A 16,024-nucleotide genomic window follows, 5' to 3' on the forward strand; every position below is an offset into this window, starting at 1 on the left:
CGCCCATGAAACTGATGCAGCACCGCACTGTTTCCGGCGAACGTTCCGTGCTCGCCGGGAATGCAGGCGAATATCGGGTTGTGATCGGCCATACCGACACGCGCAGCCTGGCGATCGCCGCCATTTCCTCCGGGCGTTCCTTGGCGGAAGAAGTCGCGGCGGCGGGCGTCGGCGAACCGGTCGACATCATCGCGGCGCTGGAAGCCGTACAGCTGCTGGCCCCGATCGATCACCCCGATCCAGCCCATTTATGGCTGGCGGGCACCGGCCTGACCCATCTCGGCAGCGCCGAAGGACGCGACCGGATGCACAAGGCTGCGGCCGCGGGCGAGCAGCTTACCGACTCCATGCGGATGTTCCTCGAGGGGCTGGAAGGCGGCAAGCCGGCCACGGACAACATCGGCCAGCAACCGGAATGGTTCTACAAGGGCAATGGCGACCATCTGGTACCGCCGGGCGCCGCACTCAGCCGCCCGCCCTATGCGCAGGATGGCGGAGAGGAGCCCGAAATCGCGGGCATCTACCTGATCGGCCCCGACGGGACCCCTTGGCGGCTCGGTTTCTGCCTCGGCAACGAGTTTTCCGATCATGTGACCGAGAAACACAATTATCTGTGGCTGGCGCATTCCAAATTGCGGCAGGCATCGCTCGGACCCGAGTTGCTGCTGGGCGAATTGCCGCAGGATATTCGCGGCACTTGCCGAATCCGCCGCGGCGGCGCGGTGCTGTGGGAGAAACCGTTCCTGACCGGCGAGGCGAACATGTCGCACAGCCTCGCCAATCTGGAGCATCACCATTTCAAATACGGCCTGTTCCGCCGCCCCGGCGATGTGCATGTGCATTTCTTCGGCACCTCTACCGCCAGCTTCGCGGACGGAGTGGAGACACAGGACGGCGACCTGTTCGAAATCGCTGCGCCGCCCTTCGACCTGCCGCTGCGAAACAGCCTGGCCTCCGCCGACACGGCTGAAGTTCCCGCGCAGGTCCGCGCCTTGTGACGGCGAAGCCGCGCCGCATTGCGTTGGTTGGTCTGGGCAAGATTGCGCGGGACCAGCATGTCCCGGCGATCGCCCAGAGCGATGATTTCGACTTGGTAGCAACAGTCGATCCATCGTCCGGCGGCCTCGGCGAATCGGCGCATTTCACATCGCTCGATGCACTGCTCGCCAGCGAGGTTGCGATCGATGCAGTAAGCCTGTGCACCCCGCCGCAGTGGCGCCGGCAACTGGCGCTTTCAGCAATCGCGGCGGGCAAGCATGTCTTGCTGGAAAAGCCCCCCGGAACCACTTTGGCCGAGGCGGAAGGCCTGCGAAGCGCGGCCGAAAAGGCTGGGACCACCCTCTTCGCCGCATGGCACTCCCGCTATGCCGCAGGAGTCGCCCCGGCGCGCGAATGGTTGGCGGACAAGGTCGTTCGCAGCGTTGCAATCGTCTGGCGGGAAGATGTCCGGGTGTGGCATCCCGGGCAGGCCTGGATCTGGCGCCAAGGCGGTTTCGGCGTGTTCGACCCCGGCATAAATGCGCTCTCGATCGCAACCGAAATCCTGCCGCATCCGCTGGAAGTCGTCGGCGGCAAATTGCAGGTGCCGGCCAATTGCGCCGCGCCAGTTTCAGGGCAAGTGGTACTGCGGGACAATACCGGAATGCCGCTCTCGCTCGATCTCGACTTTCTCCAGACCGGTCCACAAACCTGGGACATACTGGTTGAAACCGATGGGGGCATCCTGAAGCTTTCCGCGGGCGGCAGTGTGCTTACGTTGCTCGAGGGCGAAACCCGCGCCGCCAACCGCGAATATCCCGCGCTATATACCCGCTTCGCGCGGCTTCTCGTATCGGGAAGCAGCGACATCGACCTCGCCCCGCTGCGGCTGGTTGACGAGGCGCTGGAGCGCTGCACCCTCCAGCAGGTTGCCGAATTTCACGAGTAGCGTCGGCCCCCGGCGCCCCGTTCGCGGCGCCTTAGGGCGTTAGTGCCAGCACCGCGACCGATTTGCCTGGCAACTCCACCCGCAGCGTGCCGTCCGTAACCGTCCCGGCGATCGGCGCCGGCGCGACGTTGTCAGGCGCGTCGAAAGTGTTGAGCGAATTGACGTTGTCGCCGGTAAGCACTTCACCCTTCGCGGCCGTAACCGCCAGGCCCGTCACATCGATTGCAATCTCGCGCGATTGATTCGGATCGAGATTGACAAGGGCCAGCCACAGCCCGCCCGCCTTGTCGCGGAATGCCGCCGCATCCACGCCGGGCAAGGTGATACCTTCGTGGGTGTAGCTACCAGCTTCGAACCGGACCGGCACCAGCGTCGCGTCCTGCATTGGCAGATACAGGCGGTGCACATGATAGGTCGGGGTCAGCACCATCTTCGGCCCGTCGGTCAGGATCATCGCCTGCAGCACGTTCACCATCTGGGCGATATTGGCTCCGCGCACCCGATCGGCATGACGGGCGAAGATGTTGAAATTGAGCGCCGCGAGGATACCGTCACGCAGCGAGTTCTGTTGCTGCAGGAAGCCTTTCGGTGTGCCGGGATCTTCTGCCAGCCATACCCCCCACTCGTCCACGATCAGCGCGACCTTCTTTTCAGGGTCATGCCGGTCCATGATTTCCGAATGGAGCTTGATCCGCTCGTCCATCTTTAGCGTGGTCTGCAGGATCAGTGCATAGTCGCCCTCGTCAAACCCGACACTGGGCAGGGATGGCGGCCATTGCGGTACGGTATAGCTGTGCAGCGACAGCCCCTCGATGGACCAGCTCCAATCCCGGTCCGACCACGCCTTCATTACCGCTTCGGTGTAGCGCGGGTCGTCGTCGCTGGGTCCCACGGCGACGCGTATCATCGGGCGTTCACCACCTTCGGCCTGCTCCGGATTGTAATTGCGGTCGAAGCGCGCGTGGCGCTTCATCAGGTCGACATAATGTTCAGGCCGCATGTTGCCGCCGCAGCCCCAGCTTTCGTTGCCGAGGCCGAGGAAAGGCACTTCATACGCTTCCTCATGGCCATTTGCCGCGCGTTCCTGCCCTGCGGTGCTGCGGGTGTCGGCGGTCATATAGCCCATCCAGTCGGCAGCTTCCGCGATTGTGCCCGATCCGACGTTGACGGAAATGAAGGCCTCCGAATCGATCTGCTCGACAAAATCGAAAAACTCGTCGGTGCCGAAGGTGTTGGGTTCGATCGCGCCGCCCCAGTTCGCGTTGACGGTCGAGCGCCTGGTCTCGCCAATCCCATCCCGCCAGTGGTATTCGTCGGCAAAGCAGCCGCCAGGATAGCGCACGTTGGGCACGCGGATGGCGCGTAGGGCCGCGACGACATCGCTGCGAATGCCGCGCACGTTCGGTATCTCCGAATCCGCACCAACCCAGACGCCGCCGTAGATGCCGGTGCCGAGATGTTCGGCAAACTGGCCGAAGATGTGCCGGTTGATCTGCGGTCCCGGGGCGTCGGCGTCGACGGTGACCGTAACATCCTGTGCCGTTAGCGGAGCGAGCGGCACGGCCAGCAGCAGCGCGGCGGCGGAAGCAAGTTTTGCGAAATTCATTGGCCTGCTTCCCCTTGGTCCGCGGGCATCGTGTAGACCCGGTAAATCATCTGGTGGCGATAGGGGGCGCCCGGCACGATGCGGGCGGAACCGAACGCGGGCTGGTTCGGCGTGTCGGGGAACAACTGCGGTTCCAGCGCCAACCCGTCACCCATTCGGTAGACGGTTCCACCTTTGCCGGTGACGGTGCCGACAAGGAAATTGCCGCTGTAGAATTGCAGACCGGGTTCGGTCGTCAACACATCCAGCACCCTGCCCGATCCGGGATGGACCAGCCGCGCCGCCAATTCCGGCTCGGCGGTGCGGCCCTTGTCGAGCGCCCAATTGTGATCATATCCGCGCCCGATCACGATCTGCGGATCGCTGCCGTCCCGCAGTCCTTCCGCAACCATCCGTGGGCTACGAAAATCAAATGGCGATCCGACCACCTGACGGAGTTCGCCGGTCGGGATCAACGCATCGTCGACCGGGGTATAACGGCTGGCGGGCATGACCAGCCAGTGGCCGGTGGCGTCTTCGCCGGAGCCCTGCCCGGAAAGGTTGAACAGCGCATGATTGGTCATGTTGACCACAGTCGGCGCATCGGTCTCGGCTTCGAACAGGATGCCAAGGTCGCCGCCCTCGTCCAGCGTGTAGGTTACCCTGACCGACAGTGCGCCAGGGTAGCCCTGGTCCCCGTCAGGGCTGTCAATTTCGAGAACTGCCCGTGCCACCGGTCCGCTCGTCACCGACACGATCCGCCAGTTGCGCTTGTCAAAACCGTCCGTGCCGCCGTGCAGCGAATTCGCGCCGTCGTTAAGCGTCAGTTGCACCGGCTTGACGTCCAGGGTGAACCGGCCGCCCGCGATGCGGTTGGCATAGCGCCCCACGGTCACGCCGAAATAATTGGGGCGCGTCTGGTAACTCTGGGCGTCGTCATACCCCAGCGTAATGTCCGATGGCACGCCTTCACGGTCGGGTGCATGGAGCGATTGCAGTGTCGCGCCGTAGGAAAGTATCCGCGCGGAAACCCCATTGGCGTTGGAGAGGGTAACGGCTTCCACTGCGGTGCCGTCGGCCAGCACTCCCGCATCTTCACGCTGGGCATCCGCGGCCATCACTTGCATGCTGGCAACCGCGGCCACCGCCGTAACTCCGGCGCGCATCCCGCCCGCCGCCTTAGTCCAAATCTGCCGCATATCGCCTCCACCCCAATGTACCGCTGACGTGCCGCAGCGCTGGAGTTTTATTTGTCAGACAATTGGCTAATTGCAAAGTGTCTTTTGCGCGGGTGCCCTACTGGTCGAGCGAGGGACCAACCGGCGTTACGGCCCGATTCAGACTCAAAGTCCGAAGAGGACAAAGGCCGCCAATTGCCTTGAATTTGTCCGGTGCACGAACCATTTCCAGCGACAGACAGACTGATCCAGTCCAGGCCGCGCTACCGTCTCTTCGACGAAATCCTGCTATTTGCGGACATCGATTTTCCTCGGTGTCAAACAGCATGATACGCCGAAATTCTTCCGTAGGTGGTGGCATGTCTTCCGTAGGTGGTGGCATGGATGTATTGCGGGCCGTTTGTCTCACGTAATATCAAGGGGCCATGCCCCCAGAAGGGCGCGCAATTCATGACCGCATTGTCAATTCTTGAACTTGGAAGGGTTAGGCAAGCCAGTGACCGGCGCACGGCTCTCGACGAGGCAAGAACTCTCGCCGGTAATGCCGAAGCCTGGGGTTACCAAAGGTTCTGGGTCGCGGAACATCACAATATGCCGGCAGTCACGACCGCGGCGACTTCGCTTGTGATCCAGCACATTGCATCGGGAACGAACACGATACGGGTAGGGGCAGGCGGCATCATGCTGCCGAACCATTCCCCGTATGTGATCGCCGAGCAATTCGGCACATTGGCAACCCTGTTCCCGGGACGGATCGACCTTGGGCTCGGCCGTGCACCCGGTACCGACCAGATGACGCTGCGGGCGCTCAGGCGCGATCCCGGCGCGTCGGATCATTTCCCCCAGGATGTTCTGGAGCTGCAGGCGTTCCTTGGTCCGGTTCAACCCGGGCAGCGGATCGAAGCCGTCCCGGGCTCCGATACAAACGTCCCTCTGTGGATTCTCGGCTCAAGCCTGTTCGGAGCGCAGCTGGCTGCGGAACTGGGCCTTCCTTACGGGTTTGCTTCGCATTTCGCTCCCCAGGCCCTCGACGCCGCGCTGAATATATACCGGGAGCGTTTCAAGCCGTCCGAGCAACTGTGTGCGCCCTACGCGCTGGTCGGGATGAACGTGATTGCAGCGGAAACCGACGAAGAGGCTCGCCGGCTGGCAACGTCCCAGCAAATGTCGTTCGCCAATATGCTTCGGGGCGTGCGCGGCCTGATGCAGCCGCCGATCGATGACATCGAACGCTACTGGTCACCGCAGGAAAAGGCGCAGGCGTCGCAGATGCTGGCGTGCAGCGTGGTTGGCAGCCCGGAAACGGTTCGAGAGGGTCTCCGCAGCATGATCGATCGAACCGGCGCCGATGAACTCATGATCGTCTCGGACATTTTCGATCCGGAAAAGCGGCTGGAATCCTTCAAGATCATCGCGGAGGCAAATGCTGCGCCCGCTACGTAAATGGCCATCCCCGCTACTGGTTTCGCTCTGAACGTCCGCTATCCACGGAGGTGATGGACGATCGCCAAGTGCACCCATGGGATGCGGCCTCATAGACGCCTTGGCCCGATGATTGCCGGATCAGCGTAGCCCGTAACGCTCCCGCTGCGTCTTTATCTCGCTATGCGCGCGCTCGAGTGTCTCGGTTTCCGTCACTTCGAGCAGGCCGTTGATCACCCGGCCGAGGTGGTCGCGCATGGCAATGCGCGCATCCGCCGGGTTGCCACGCCGAAGTGCGTCGAGGATTCTCGTGTGCTCCTCGATTTGCGGCTTGATGCCGTGTTTGCGGGCCCGGTCGAGCATGTGGCGGCACAGCGGCGAATTGTAGCGGACGTCCCACAGGCTCTCGACAACATGCAGGATCGCGGCGTTGCGCGTGGCCCGTGCTATCGTCACATGGAATTCGCGGTCGGCGGATTCGTCGCCTGCATTGTCGACGTTCTGTCCGATCATCTCCTCCAGAATGGAGTCAAGCCGCGCCAGTTCGTCCCCGGTGATCAGGCTCGCGGCGAGCGCGGCGGCCTCGCCCTCGAACAGTGCCCTTGCTTCGGTGAGTTCGAAGGCACCGATGTCAAAATCAGTGCTTTCCGCCGGTGACTGCTGTGGTTCCACTACGAAGATTCCGGAGCCTCGGCGCGGCTCGACCAGCCCGCGCAGTTCGAGCGCCAGCATGGCTTCCCGCACCGTTGGGCGGCTGACCTGGAAACGTTCGGCCAAGTCGCGCTCCGACGGCAGCTTCGCGCCGACCGGGAAGGTGCGGTCCCGGATTTCGGCGATCATCGCCGCGGCGACTTGCTCGTAAAGTTTTCGTCCGTCCAGCGAGGTTCCCATCACCAGTTCCACATTGTCCCGTCTGCCAGCCGCGCAACAGGCAGATAGGCCGGTTTGTAGGGATGTTTCGCAGCCAGTTCCTCGTCGATGTCGACCCCGTGGCCGGGTGTATCGCCGACACTCAGATATCCATCCGCAAAGCTGTAATCGTGCGGAAAGACATCATCGGTTTCGTCACTGTGGCGCATGTATTCCTGGATACCGAAATTAGGCACCCAGGTATCGAAATGAAGCGCCGCGCCCATTGTCACGGGCGAGAGGTCGGTCGCGCCGTGGCAGCCGGTACGGATCTGGTAGAGCGCCGCGAAATCGGCGATCCGGCGCAGATGCGTCAGGCCCCCCGCGCCGACCACGGTCGTGCGGATGTAATCGATCAGCTGGTTCTGGATCAGATCCTTTGCGTCCCAGATCGAGTTGAAGATCTCACCTACCGCCAGCGGCGTAACCGTATGATGGCGAACCAGCTTGAACGCTTCCTGGTTTTCCGCCGGCGTCACGTCTTCCAGCCAGAACAGTTGATACGGCTCAAGCATCCTGCCCAGATTGGCGGCTTCCTGAGGCGTATAGCGATGGTGCCCATCGTGCAGCAGGTGATGGTCGAAGCCGTAGGTATCGCGAAGTTTCTCGAACAGCTTGGGCACGTAGTTGAGAGCCTTGCGCGTATTCCAGCCGGTTTCCGACGGCAGCGCGGCATCGGCCGGTTCGTAATGCAGCTTGCCGCGGCCGACCCCGTAGGCGTCCTTGACGCCGGGGATGCCGGTCTGCGCGCGGATCGCTTTGTAGCCCATGTCGATATACTGGCCGACTGCATCGACCGTTTCGGCAATGTCACCCCCGCTGGCATGGCCATAGACCATGACATGGTCCCGGCTCCTGCCGCCGAGCAACTGGTAGAGCGGCATTCCCGCCATCTTGGCCTTGATGTCCCACAAGGCAACGTCCACCGCGGCGATGGCACGCATGGTAACGGGGCCGCGGCGCCAATACGCCCCGCGATAGAGGTACTGCCAGATATCCTCGATCCGCTGCGGATCCTTGCCGATCAGGGCTGGGATAACGTGATCCTCGAGATAGGAGACCACGGACAATTCGCGTCCGTTCAGTGTGGCATCGCCAATTCCGTAGACACCCTGGTCGGTTTCGATTTTCAGGGTCACGAAATTGCGCCCCGGGCAGGTGACAATCACCCGTGCAGCCTGGATTTTCACCGAACTCATCTCCTCATTCGCGATCGCCTGACCTGGCAGTTCAGCACGGAAATTTAGGTAGACTGGTCAGGCCACATCTGACAAGTTGTTTTACCAATAGCCGGTGCGGATTCCGAACTGGTCGAGTCATGAAGGTATCGAGACGCGTGAAGCCCCTGAACCTCAACCCGGATCGCCTGTTTCCGGCCGAGCCGACCGTTCGCGGTATCGCGCGCGATCTGTATTCGGAAGTCGCCAACCTGCCGATCATCAGCCCTCACGGGCATACAGATCCGCGCTGGTTTGCGGAGAATGACAGCTTCGGCAACGCCGCGGACCTGTTGCTGGTGCCTGACCACTACCTGCTCCGGATGCTCTATAGCCAAGGCATCAGCATGGATGCGCTGGGCGTGCCGCGGCTAGGCCAGGATACGGCAGCCGACCCGCGCGAAGCGTGGCGCCTGCTCGCGAACAATTTCCATCTGTTCCGCGGAACCCCGTCGCGCATGTGGCTCGACTGGGTGTTCGCGGAAGTGTTCAAGCTGGACGTCCTGCTGTCTGCCGAAACGTCGGACTTCTATTACGACACCATCACCGAGCAGTTGCAGCAGGACGCATTTCGTCCCCGCTCGCTGTTCGAACAGTTCAATATCGAATTGATCGCCACTACCGAATCCCCGATCGACACGCTGGAACATCATGCCGCGATCCGTGCCAGCGGCTGGGGTGGACGCGTAATTACCGCGTATCGCCCCGACACGGTGGTGGATCCTGGATTCGAGGGGTTCCGAAGCAATTTGGCGCGATTCTCAGAACTTACCGGTGAAGATGCACTGGATTATGACGGCTATCTTGCCGCGCATCGAAAGCGGCGGGCCTTCTTTGCCCGGATGGGCGCGACTTCGACCGATCACGGCCATCCCACGGCCGCGACCGCCGACCTGACCGAAACAGAGGCACGGGCACTGTTTGCACGGATAACCAGCGAACAGGTCACACCGGAAGATGCCGAACTGTTCCGCGCCCACATGCTGACAGTAATGGCAGGCATGAGCCTGGAGGACGGGCTGGTCATGCAGATCCATCCCGGTGCATTTCGCAACCACAACCCCTGGCTGTTCGAAACATACGGGCGGGACAAAGGCGCGGACATTCCGCTTGCAACCGATTATGTCCGCGCGTTGCAGCCGCTGCTAACCCGCTACGGCAACGAGACCGCTCTCACGATCATTCTCTTCACCCTCGACGAGACCAGCTATTCGCGCGAACTCGCGCCGCTTGCGGGGCATTATCCGGCGCTCAAACTCGGCCCGTCCTGGTGGTTCCACGACAGCCCGGAAGGAATGCGACGCTTCCGCCAGCAAGTTACCGAGACCGCAGGGTTCTACAACACCGTGGGCTTCAACGACGATACCCGCGCGTTTCTCTCGATCCCCGCCCGCCATGACCTCGCCCGGCGGATGGATTGCGGGTTTCTGGCGCAATTGGTGGCCGAGCACCGGATGGAGGAATGGGAGGCGGCACAACTGGCGCACGACCTGGCCTATGGGCTGGCCAAGAAGGCCTACAAATTGTGAGGCTGAACGCAGGAACCGTTCACTCCCTGCCTGCCGATGTCATCCGCCCGTCCTATGCGGTCGCTGAGCAGAAATGCGGCATCGTCCACCTCGGAATCGGCGCGTTCCACCGCGCGCATCAGGCGGAATATACCGACCTGGCCATGAGCCAGGGGGACCGTGACTGGCGTATTTGCGGGGTATCGCTGCGCAGCGCAGGCGTTCGGAACCAGTTGGAGCCGCAGGACGGATTGTACACGGTGACGCAGAAAAGCGCCGGAGCAGCGAAGACCAGTCTTGTCGGATCGATTGCACAGGTGCTCGTAGCGCCGGAAAACCCCGAGGCGGTGGTCGCCGCGCTTGCTTCGGCAGACACGCATATCGTGACCCTGACGGTCACCGAAAAGGGTTATTGCCAAGGCGCCGGCGGAGCGCTGGACGAAACGAACGAAGCCGTGGCAACCGAACTGGCGGGCGGTGATCCCGCCAGCATCTATGGCTATCTTGCGCAGGCGATGGAGCGCCGCAAGGCTGCAGGCCTCGGCGCATTGACGCTGCTCAGCTGCGACAATCTGGCGCAGAACGGCAAGCAACTGGAACGGCTGCTGTTGGCGTTTCTCGAACGCAGCAATCCCGAGTTGGCTGCCTGGTGTGCGGCAAACTGCACGTTCCCGTCCTCCATGGTCGACCGGATCGTGCCGGCCACGACCGGCAAGGACCTGGACCTGCTCGCCGAACGTCTCGGCGTCCGGGACGAAGGCGCGGTTTTCACCGAAGCCTTCAGCCAGTGGGTGATCGAGGACGTCTTCGCGGGGGCGCGCCCGAAGTGGGAGAATGCCGGCGCCCAGCTGGTGCAAGACGTCCACCCGTACGAGACGGCGAAGCTGCGGATGCTGAACGGGGCGCACTCCGCGATGGCCTATCTTGGGCTGGAGCGAGGGCTGGTATTCGTGCACGAAGCCATGCAGCATGATGCCATCCGGCAGTTGGTCGGCCGGCTGATGCGCGTCGAGGCCGCTTCCAGCCTGTCACCTGCGCCGGGCCAGGATCTCGCCGGTTACGCCGACCGGCTCAAGGAACGGTTCGACAATCCTGCGCTCGAGCACCGACTGGTGCAGATCGCAATGGATGGATCGCAGAAGATTCCGCAGCGCTGGTTGGAAACGCTGGCCTTCCACCAACAGGACGGAGGCGATTGTCCGGCCTTGCTCGAGGCGCTTGCGTCCTGGATTGTCCACGTGCGCGGGGGTTCTGCCAACGTCAATGATCCGATGGCCGGCAGACTGGCTCAATTGTGGTCTGAGGAGGGGATGGCCGGAATCGTCCCCGCGCTGGTCGGTCGCGGAGGAATGTTCGCTTCCAGCTATATCGCCGATGAGCCCACAATTTCACATCTCCAGCGTCTTGTCGCTGCAAGATCCGATTGATCGTGATGGACCGGCGCGGCCTGCTCAAAACCGCTGGTACGGCCAGCCTCGCCGCTCTTGTTACGAGCTGCGGCGTGGGGCCGATGCCGCTGCGCGCGGCAGACAGTCAGCCCGACGGCTATCCCATTGTCGAGGCGCTGAAGTTCTTTGCCGCGGATCTGGCCTCGCGCACCAACGGCAGGCTCAAGGTGGAAATCTATCCGTCCGAGCAATTGGGCAGCAGAACGATACGATGGAGCTGGCGCAGTTCGGCGGTGTGGATTTCGAGCGTATCAACATGGCGCCGCTCAACGTGCTGGTGCCCGAAACCACGATCCCCGCCCTCCCCTTCCTGTTCCGCTCGATCGCCCACATGCGCAGCGCCAGGGCCTGATCGCGGCCCTTTATGTCGGACGCGGTCCGTCCACTTCTCAGGCAGGAATTGTACTGGTTACTCGATGCGAATGTGGGCTGGCAAAACATCATGAATTCGAATTTGGACCTGTCCCTTTATGTCAAAAACCTGACCGAAACGGAATACAAGGTCGGGGGCTTGCAGCTCTAAACCGGGGCGAGCGGTTTCATCAGCGCTGCGTATGGCGAACCCCGCTCATACGGAGCGCAGCTGCGATTTGAGTTCTAAGGTGGTCCTCCGCGACCGCTAAGGCTCCTGCCCCGCGTACGCTCCATTTTTCGGACCATGATCTCCGCGCCCCGAGTCGTGTCTCCGTGCCATAGGTCATCATCATCATGCCGGAACGCCTTGATCTTGGCGGTATAAACCTTGCGCAACTGGCTTTCATCGTATGACTGCCCGCAAGTGCCGACGCCATGCTGCGATAGCAGAAAATGGCGGACGCGCTGAATTCGGTGTGGGTTAAAGCAATGGCGGACCGATCCCCGGTTAGACCCTTCGCCGACGTAAAGCCTTTTAATCATAGGATGAAGTCACAAAAAACTGGATGCCCCGTGAGGATTCGAACCTCAATTGACGGAGTCAGAGTCCGTAGTCTTACCATTAGACGACGGGGCATCATGCATCGGGCGGGGTGGTTGCCGCGACGCGCTTCGAGCGGCGTGCATCTAGTTTTGCCAGCGCGCGGCGTCAAGGCGCTTGTCGATCCGCTTGCCCCCGCGCCATTCGCTCGCTAGCATCGTAAACAGGTCCCCGCGGCATTTCTGCGGGAGGAATAGAAAGTTTACGTGCAATGGCGGATCATTCTCCGCCGGACAGTCAGGATACGGCTGGCAAAACCGGGGGCGGCAAGTCCGGTAAGGTAGCAGATTTTCGCTACAAGCGCCCCTCGCAGCCGAAACACAAAATCAGGCCTGGCAGCAATGGCAAGGCAGCCAACGAGCTTTGCGCGCCTTCCGAACGGCGTCAGGCCTATGCCGCGCTGGATCTCGGCACCAACAATTGCCGCTTGCTGATCGCGCGGCCTTCCGGCGAAAACTTCACGGTCATTGACGCGTTCAGCCGGGTTGTCCGGTTGGGCGAAGGCTTGGCCAAGTCGGGCAAGTTGAGCGACGTCGCGATGGACCGCGCGCTCGGGGCATTGCAGGTTTGCGCCGACAAATTGCGCCGTCGCAATGTACATCTCGCGCGCTCCGTCGCGACCGAGGCCTGCCGTCGGGCCTCCAACGGCATGAAATTCATCGAGCGCGTGCGCGAGGAGACGGGCATCGTGCTGGATATAATTACTGCCGAGGAAGAAGCTCGCCTGGCCGTGCTGGGATGCCACATCCTGCTGGAAGGCGGCGAGGGTCCTGCGGTCATTTTCGACATCGGCGGCGGTTCGACCGAATTGATCCTGATCGAACCGGGCGGACCGGTTCCGCGCATTATCGACTGGCAAAGCGTGCCTTGGGGCGTGGTCTCCCTGACCGATACGGTAGGTGAAGCCAAGGGTCCGGGCCTGGACGACCGGATTGCCCGATACGATGAAATGCGGCGGCTGGTAGCCGCAAGTTTCGCGGAATTCGCCCAGCGGATCGCTCCGCTCGCCGGACCGGAGGGCAGCATCCGCCTGCTCGGCACTAGCGGCACGGTAACGACGCTGGCGAGCCTGCATCTGGAACTGCCGCAATACGACCGGCGCGCGGTGGACGGGCTGATCGTCCCGTCGGCATCCATGCGCGATATCAGTACCCGTCTGTCAGGGATGGCGCCCGAAGAACTGCGCAACCTGCCATGCATCGGCAGCGACCGGGCAGACCTGGTGGTTGCAGGCTGTGCGATCCTCGAATCGATTCTGGACATCTGGCCGGCGAAGCAACTGGGCGTGGCCGACCGCGGCATCCGCGAGGGCATCCTGCGCAGCCTTATGGCAGCCGACGTCGAAGGCGAGAAAAGCCGTGCCGCGGTGCTTAATTCGCGCACTGGCGGTGCCGCGTGAGTCGGTCTGGCCCCGACCTTGGCAAACGGGTCAAAACCGCCAAAGGCCGCACCGCGTCCAGTGTCCGCTGGCTGGAACGGCAGCTCAACGATCCTTATGTCAAGCAGGCCAAGGCGGACGGATACCGCAGCCGGGCGGCGTACAAGCTGATCGAACTGGACGAGAAATTCCGCCTGCTGCGCGGAGCGAAGCGCGTGGTCGACCTGGGAATTGCGCCGGGCGGGTGGAGCCAGGTCGTGCGCAAGGTAAGCCCCAAGGCGTCGATCGTCGGTATCGACCTGCTGCCCACCGAACCGCTCGAAGGCGTGACGATCTTCGAGATGGATTTCATGGCGGAGGATGCCCCGGCCGCGCTGGAACAGGCCCTGGACGGCCCGCCCGACCTGGTGCTGTCCGACATGGCCGCCAACACCGTGGGCCATAAACAGACCGATCACCTCCGGACCATGGGACTGGTCGAAGCGGGCGCATGGTTTGCGGTGGAGAACCTGTCACCGGGCGGCGCCTTCGTGGCCAAGGTGCTGGCTGGGGGAACCGACACGGAACTGCTGTCGCTGCTCAAGCGGCATTTCACCACGGTGAAGCACGCCAAGCCGCCGGCCAGCCGCAAGGGCTCGTCCGAATGGTATGTCGTCGCGCAGGGGTTCAAGGGCCCGCAGTAAGCCACCAACGAAAAGGGCCCCGCAATCGCAGGGCCCCTTCGAACTATACCAATGAGATCTTGCCGAGTTCAGTCAACCGGAACGGGCGCTGCCACGGCACCAGCTTCTTCCGCGCCGAGCGTTTCGGTTGCGGGAACGGCACCGTCCAGCGGAGCATCTTCAGGAGCGGCTTCGGCAGCCGGTGCTTCGGGGGTCGGCAATTCCGGACCGCCGCCATTTTCGCGCATATAGAGTATGACGTTGGCACGGTCTTCCGCGCTGCTCAGGCCGGCGAAGCTCATCTTCGTTCCTTCGGCAAAGGCACGGGGGCTTTTCAGCCATGCGTCGAGCGCTGCGTAATCCCAATTGCCGCCATGGCTCGACAGCGCGGCGCTATAGGCAAAGCCGGGTGCGTGCTGGCCGATGGCGGTGCCCACGACGCCGTACAGGTTAGGGCCAATGCCCGCAGCCCCGCCTTGTTCGATCGTATGGCAAGCGGTGCACTTGGCGAAAACCTTGGCACCAGCGGCCGCGTCGCCTGCCGCCAGCAGGGTTGCCAGCGAGGGACCGGCTTCCTCGGCGCCTTCTTCGGCGGCACCCTCGATGAAATATCCACCTTCTTCCGGCGCCTCGGCCCGGTCGGCGTTATACAGGCGCGAACCCACCGCGCTCAGTCCAAGGGCAATGACCCCGGCGAAAAGCACCCATCCGGCGGTAGTGTTAAAGCGATCGTCCATGCGTCAAAAATCCGACATCTTTGCTGGTGAAGAGTTTGGCGGTCGCTTTAAGGGCAGGCTGGCGATACTGCAAGTGCGCCAATTGCAATCCGGAGTGCATTCTTCGGCGTATTACACTCGCCAGCTGCCCTGCACCTACTTTTCGACGTTGCGGTGCGCGATTTGCGCCGTTAGGCGCACCGGACGATGCAAAGTTTTCCCGCTCCCGCCCTCGCCATGGTCGAAAAGATGCAGGCAGCTGCCGCCGGCGCACCCTCGCAAGCGGTGGCTTTCCAGGGATCGCCCGGCGCCAATTCGCACCGCGCCGCGGGCGAGGCCATGCCCGAATGCCTGCCGCTGCCGTGCTTCAGTTTCGAGGACGCGCTCGAGGCGGTGAAGGATGGCCGCGCCGCCAGCGCGATCATTCCGATCGAGAACAGCCAGAACGGGCGGGTTGCGGATATCCATTTCCTGCTGCCGGAAAGCGGGCTGGCAATAGTCGGCGAACATTTCATGCCGATCTCCCACGCGCTGATGGCGCTGCCCCGTTCCGACGGAACCCTGGGCCCGTTCGAGGCCGCTTACAGCCATCCGCAGGCGCTGGGCCAGTCGCGCCACTTCCTGCGGGCGCGCGGGATCGTGCCGCTGAGCCATGCCGATACCGCCGGGGCTGCAGCCTATGTGGCGGAACGCGGCGATCCCAGAATTGCGGCGATTGCCCCGGTCCTGGCGGCCGACCTTTACGGCCTGACCATTGCGGAAAACCAGGTCGAAGACGCGCATGACAACATGACCCGCTTCGTCATCCTGGCGCGTGATCAGCTGGACCCGGCATCGCTGTCCGGCGAAACCGCGATGACGACCTTCGTGTTCGAGGTGAAGAACATCCCCGCCGCCCTGTACAAGGCGATGGGCGGGTTCGCGACCAACGGCGTCAACATGACCAAGCTGGAAAGCTACCAGAAGGGCGCGAGCTTCGCCGCGACGACGTTTTACGCCGACATCATCGGCGCGCCGGGCGACCCTGCAGTGGACCGGGCGCTGGAAGAACTGGCGTTCCATTGCAAGGAAATGCGCGTGCTCGGAAGCTACCGCCAGGCGCGGCCGCGCGGATAGCAT

14 protein-coding genes, 1 tRNA gene and 1 pseudogene are annotated in these 16,024 nt (G+C 62.7%); 10 read left to right on the forward strand and 6 right to left on the reverse strand.

Annotated features, from left to right (window positions below; genetic code table 11):
- The first annotated feature begins 14 nt into the window (after positions 1–14).
- Positions 15–998: an AraD1 family protein gene (araD1, locus tag GRI65_RS06460; RefSeq protein ID WP_269816313.1), complete on the forward strand. Its 984-nt coding sequence runs from the start codon at positions 15–17 to the stop codon at positions 996–998.
- The gene (locus GRI65_RS06465) at positions 995–1,927 is read left to right on the forward strand and encodes a Gfo/Idh/MocA family protein (RefSeq protein ID WP_160755740.1); all 933 of its coding nucleotides are present in this window, start codon (positions 995–997) and stop codon (positions 1,925–1,927) included. The genes araD1 and GRI65_RS06465 overlap by 4 nt, the downstream gene beginning before the upstream one ends.
- Before the next feature lie 31 nt (positions 1,928–1,958).
- Here GRI65_RS06465 and GRI65_RS06470 read toward each other — a convergent pair whose 3' ends face one another.
- Together GRI65_RS06470 and GRI65_RS06475 are read right to left on the reverse strand one after the other, a co-directional pair.
- Entirely contained in the window at positions 1,959–3,533 is a 1,575-nt protein-coding gene (locus GRI65_RS06470; protein ID WP_160755741.1) for an alpha-N-arabinofuranosidase, read from the reverse strand.
- Positions 3,530–4,678 carry an aldose epimerase family protein gene (locus GRI65_RS06475; protein ID WP_160756504.1) on the reverse strand — a complete coding sequence of 383 codons (1,149 nt, stop codon included), beginning with the start codon at positions 4,676–4,678 and terminating at the stop codon, positions 3,530–3,532. Before GRI65_RS06475 ends, GRI65_RS06470 begins: the two co-directional genes overlap by 4 nt.
- Before the next feature lie 462 nt (positions 4,679–5,140).
- Between GRI65_RS06475 and GRI65_RS06480 the strand changes: the two genes are divergently transcribed.
- Positions 5,141–6,133: an LLM class flavin-dependent oxidoreductase gene (locus GRI65_RS06480; RefSeq protein ID WP_160755742.1), complete on the forward strand. Its 993-nt coding sequence runs from the start codon at positions 5,141–5,143 to the stop codon at positions 6,131–6,133.
- A 120-nt stretch (positions 6,134–6,253) separates the two neighbouring features.
- On the opposite strand, the gene GRI65_RS06485 is transcribed toward GRI65_RS06480, so the two are convergent.
- Positions 6,254–7,003, reverse strand: a complete 750-nt coding sequence (locus GRI65_RS06485; RefSeq protein WP_160755743.1) for a FadR/GntR family transcriptional regulator — start codon at positions 7,001–7,003, stop codon at positions 6,254–6,256.
- The gene (gene manD, locus GRI65_RS06490) at positions 7,003–8,211 is read right to left on the reverse strand and encodes a D-mannonate dehydratase ManD (protein WP_160756505.1); all 1,209 of its coding nucleotides are present in this window, start codon (positions 8,209–8,211) and stop codon (positions 7,003–7,005) included. Before manD ends, GRI65_RS06485 begins: the two co-directional genes overlap by 1 nt.
- Positions 8,212–8,339: 128 nt before the next feature.
- Here manD and uxaC point away from each other — a divergent pair, with 128 nt between their 5' ends.
- From uxaC to GRI65_RS15235, 4 genes and pseudogenes are all read left to right on the forward strand, one after another.
- Positions 8,340–9,767, forward strand: coding sequence for a glucuronate isomerase (gene uxaC, locus GRI65_RS06495; protein WP_160755744.1), 1,428 nt, complete (start codon positions 8,340–8,342; stop codon positions 9,765–9,767).
- The gene (locus tag GRI65_RS06500) at positions 9,764–11,173 is read left to right on the forward strand and encodes a mannitol dehydrogenase family protein (protein ID WP_332872612.1); all 1,410 of its coding nucleotides are present in this window, start codon (positions 9,764–9,766) and stop codon (positions 11,171–11,173) included. The genes uxaC and GRI65_RS06500 overlap by 4 nt, the downstream gene beginning before the upstream one ends.
- Positions 11,174–11,256: 83 nt before the next feature.
- Positions 11,257–11,382: pseudogene (locus GRI65_RS15490) on the forward strand (hypothetical protein); the annotation flags it as partial.
- A gap of 23 nt (positions 11,383–11,405) precedes the next feature.
- Positions 11,406–11,546 carry a hypothetical protein gene (locus GRI65_RS15235; protein WP_232843986.1) on the forward strand — a complete coding sequence of 47 codons (141 nt, stop codon included), beginning with the start codon at positions 11,406–11,408 and terminating at the stop codon, positions 11,544–11,546.
- A 565-nt stretch (positions 11,547–12,111) separates the two neighbouring features.
- On the opposite strand, the gene GRI65_RS06510 is transcribed toward GRI65_RS15235, so the two are convergent.
- A tRNA-Gln gene (locus GRI65_RS06510) sits at positions 12,112–12,185 on the reverse strand.
- A gap of 175 nt (positions 12,186–12,360) precedes the next feature.
- Between GRI65_RS06510 and GRI65_RS06515 the strand changes: the two genes are divergently transcribed.
- The gene (locus GRI65_RS06515) at positions 12,361–13,548 is read left to right on the forward strand and encodes a Ppx/GppA phosphatase family protein (RefSeq protein ID WP_160755747.1); all 1,188 of its coding nucleotides are present in this window, start codon (positions 12,361–12,363) and stop codon (positions 13,546–13,548) included.
- A complete protein-coding gene (locus GRI65_RS06520) occupies positions 13,545–14,210 on the forward strand; it encodes an RlmE family RNA methyltransferase (protein WP_160755748.1) in 666 nt (221 codons plus the stop codon). The genes GRI65_RS06515 and GRI65_RS06520 overlap by 4 nt, the downstream gene beginning before the upstream one ends.
- 68 nt (positions 14,211–14,278) lie before the next feature.
- On the opposite strand, the gene GRI65_RS06525 is transcribed toward GRI65_RS06520, so the two are convergent.
- Positions 14,279–14,926 (reverse strand): c-type cytochrome, encoded by a 648-nt coding sequence (locus tag GRI65_RS06525; RefSeq protein WP_160755749.1) that lies wholly within the window; start codon positions 14,924–14,926, stop codon positions 14,279–14,281.
- A 186-nt stretch (positions 14,927–15,112) separates the two neighbouring features.
- Between GRI65_RS06525 and GRI65_RS06530 the strand changes: the two genes are divergently transcribed.
- Positions 15,113–16,021 (forward strand): prephenate dehydratase, encoded by a 909-nt coding sequence (locus GRI65_RS06530; protein WP_160755750.1) that lies wholly within the window; start codon positions 15,113–15,115, stop codon positions 16,019–16,021.
- Positions 16,022–16,024: the final 3 nt, after the last annotated feature.

It is taken from the genome of Allopontixanthobacter sediminis, assembly GCF_009828115.1.
In the GTDB taxonomy this organism is placed as follows: Bacteria; Pseudomonadota; Alphaproteobacteria; order Sphingomonadales; family Sphingomonadaceae; genus Allopontixanthobacter; species Allopontixanthobacter sediminis.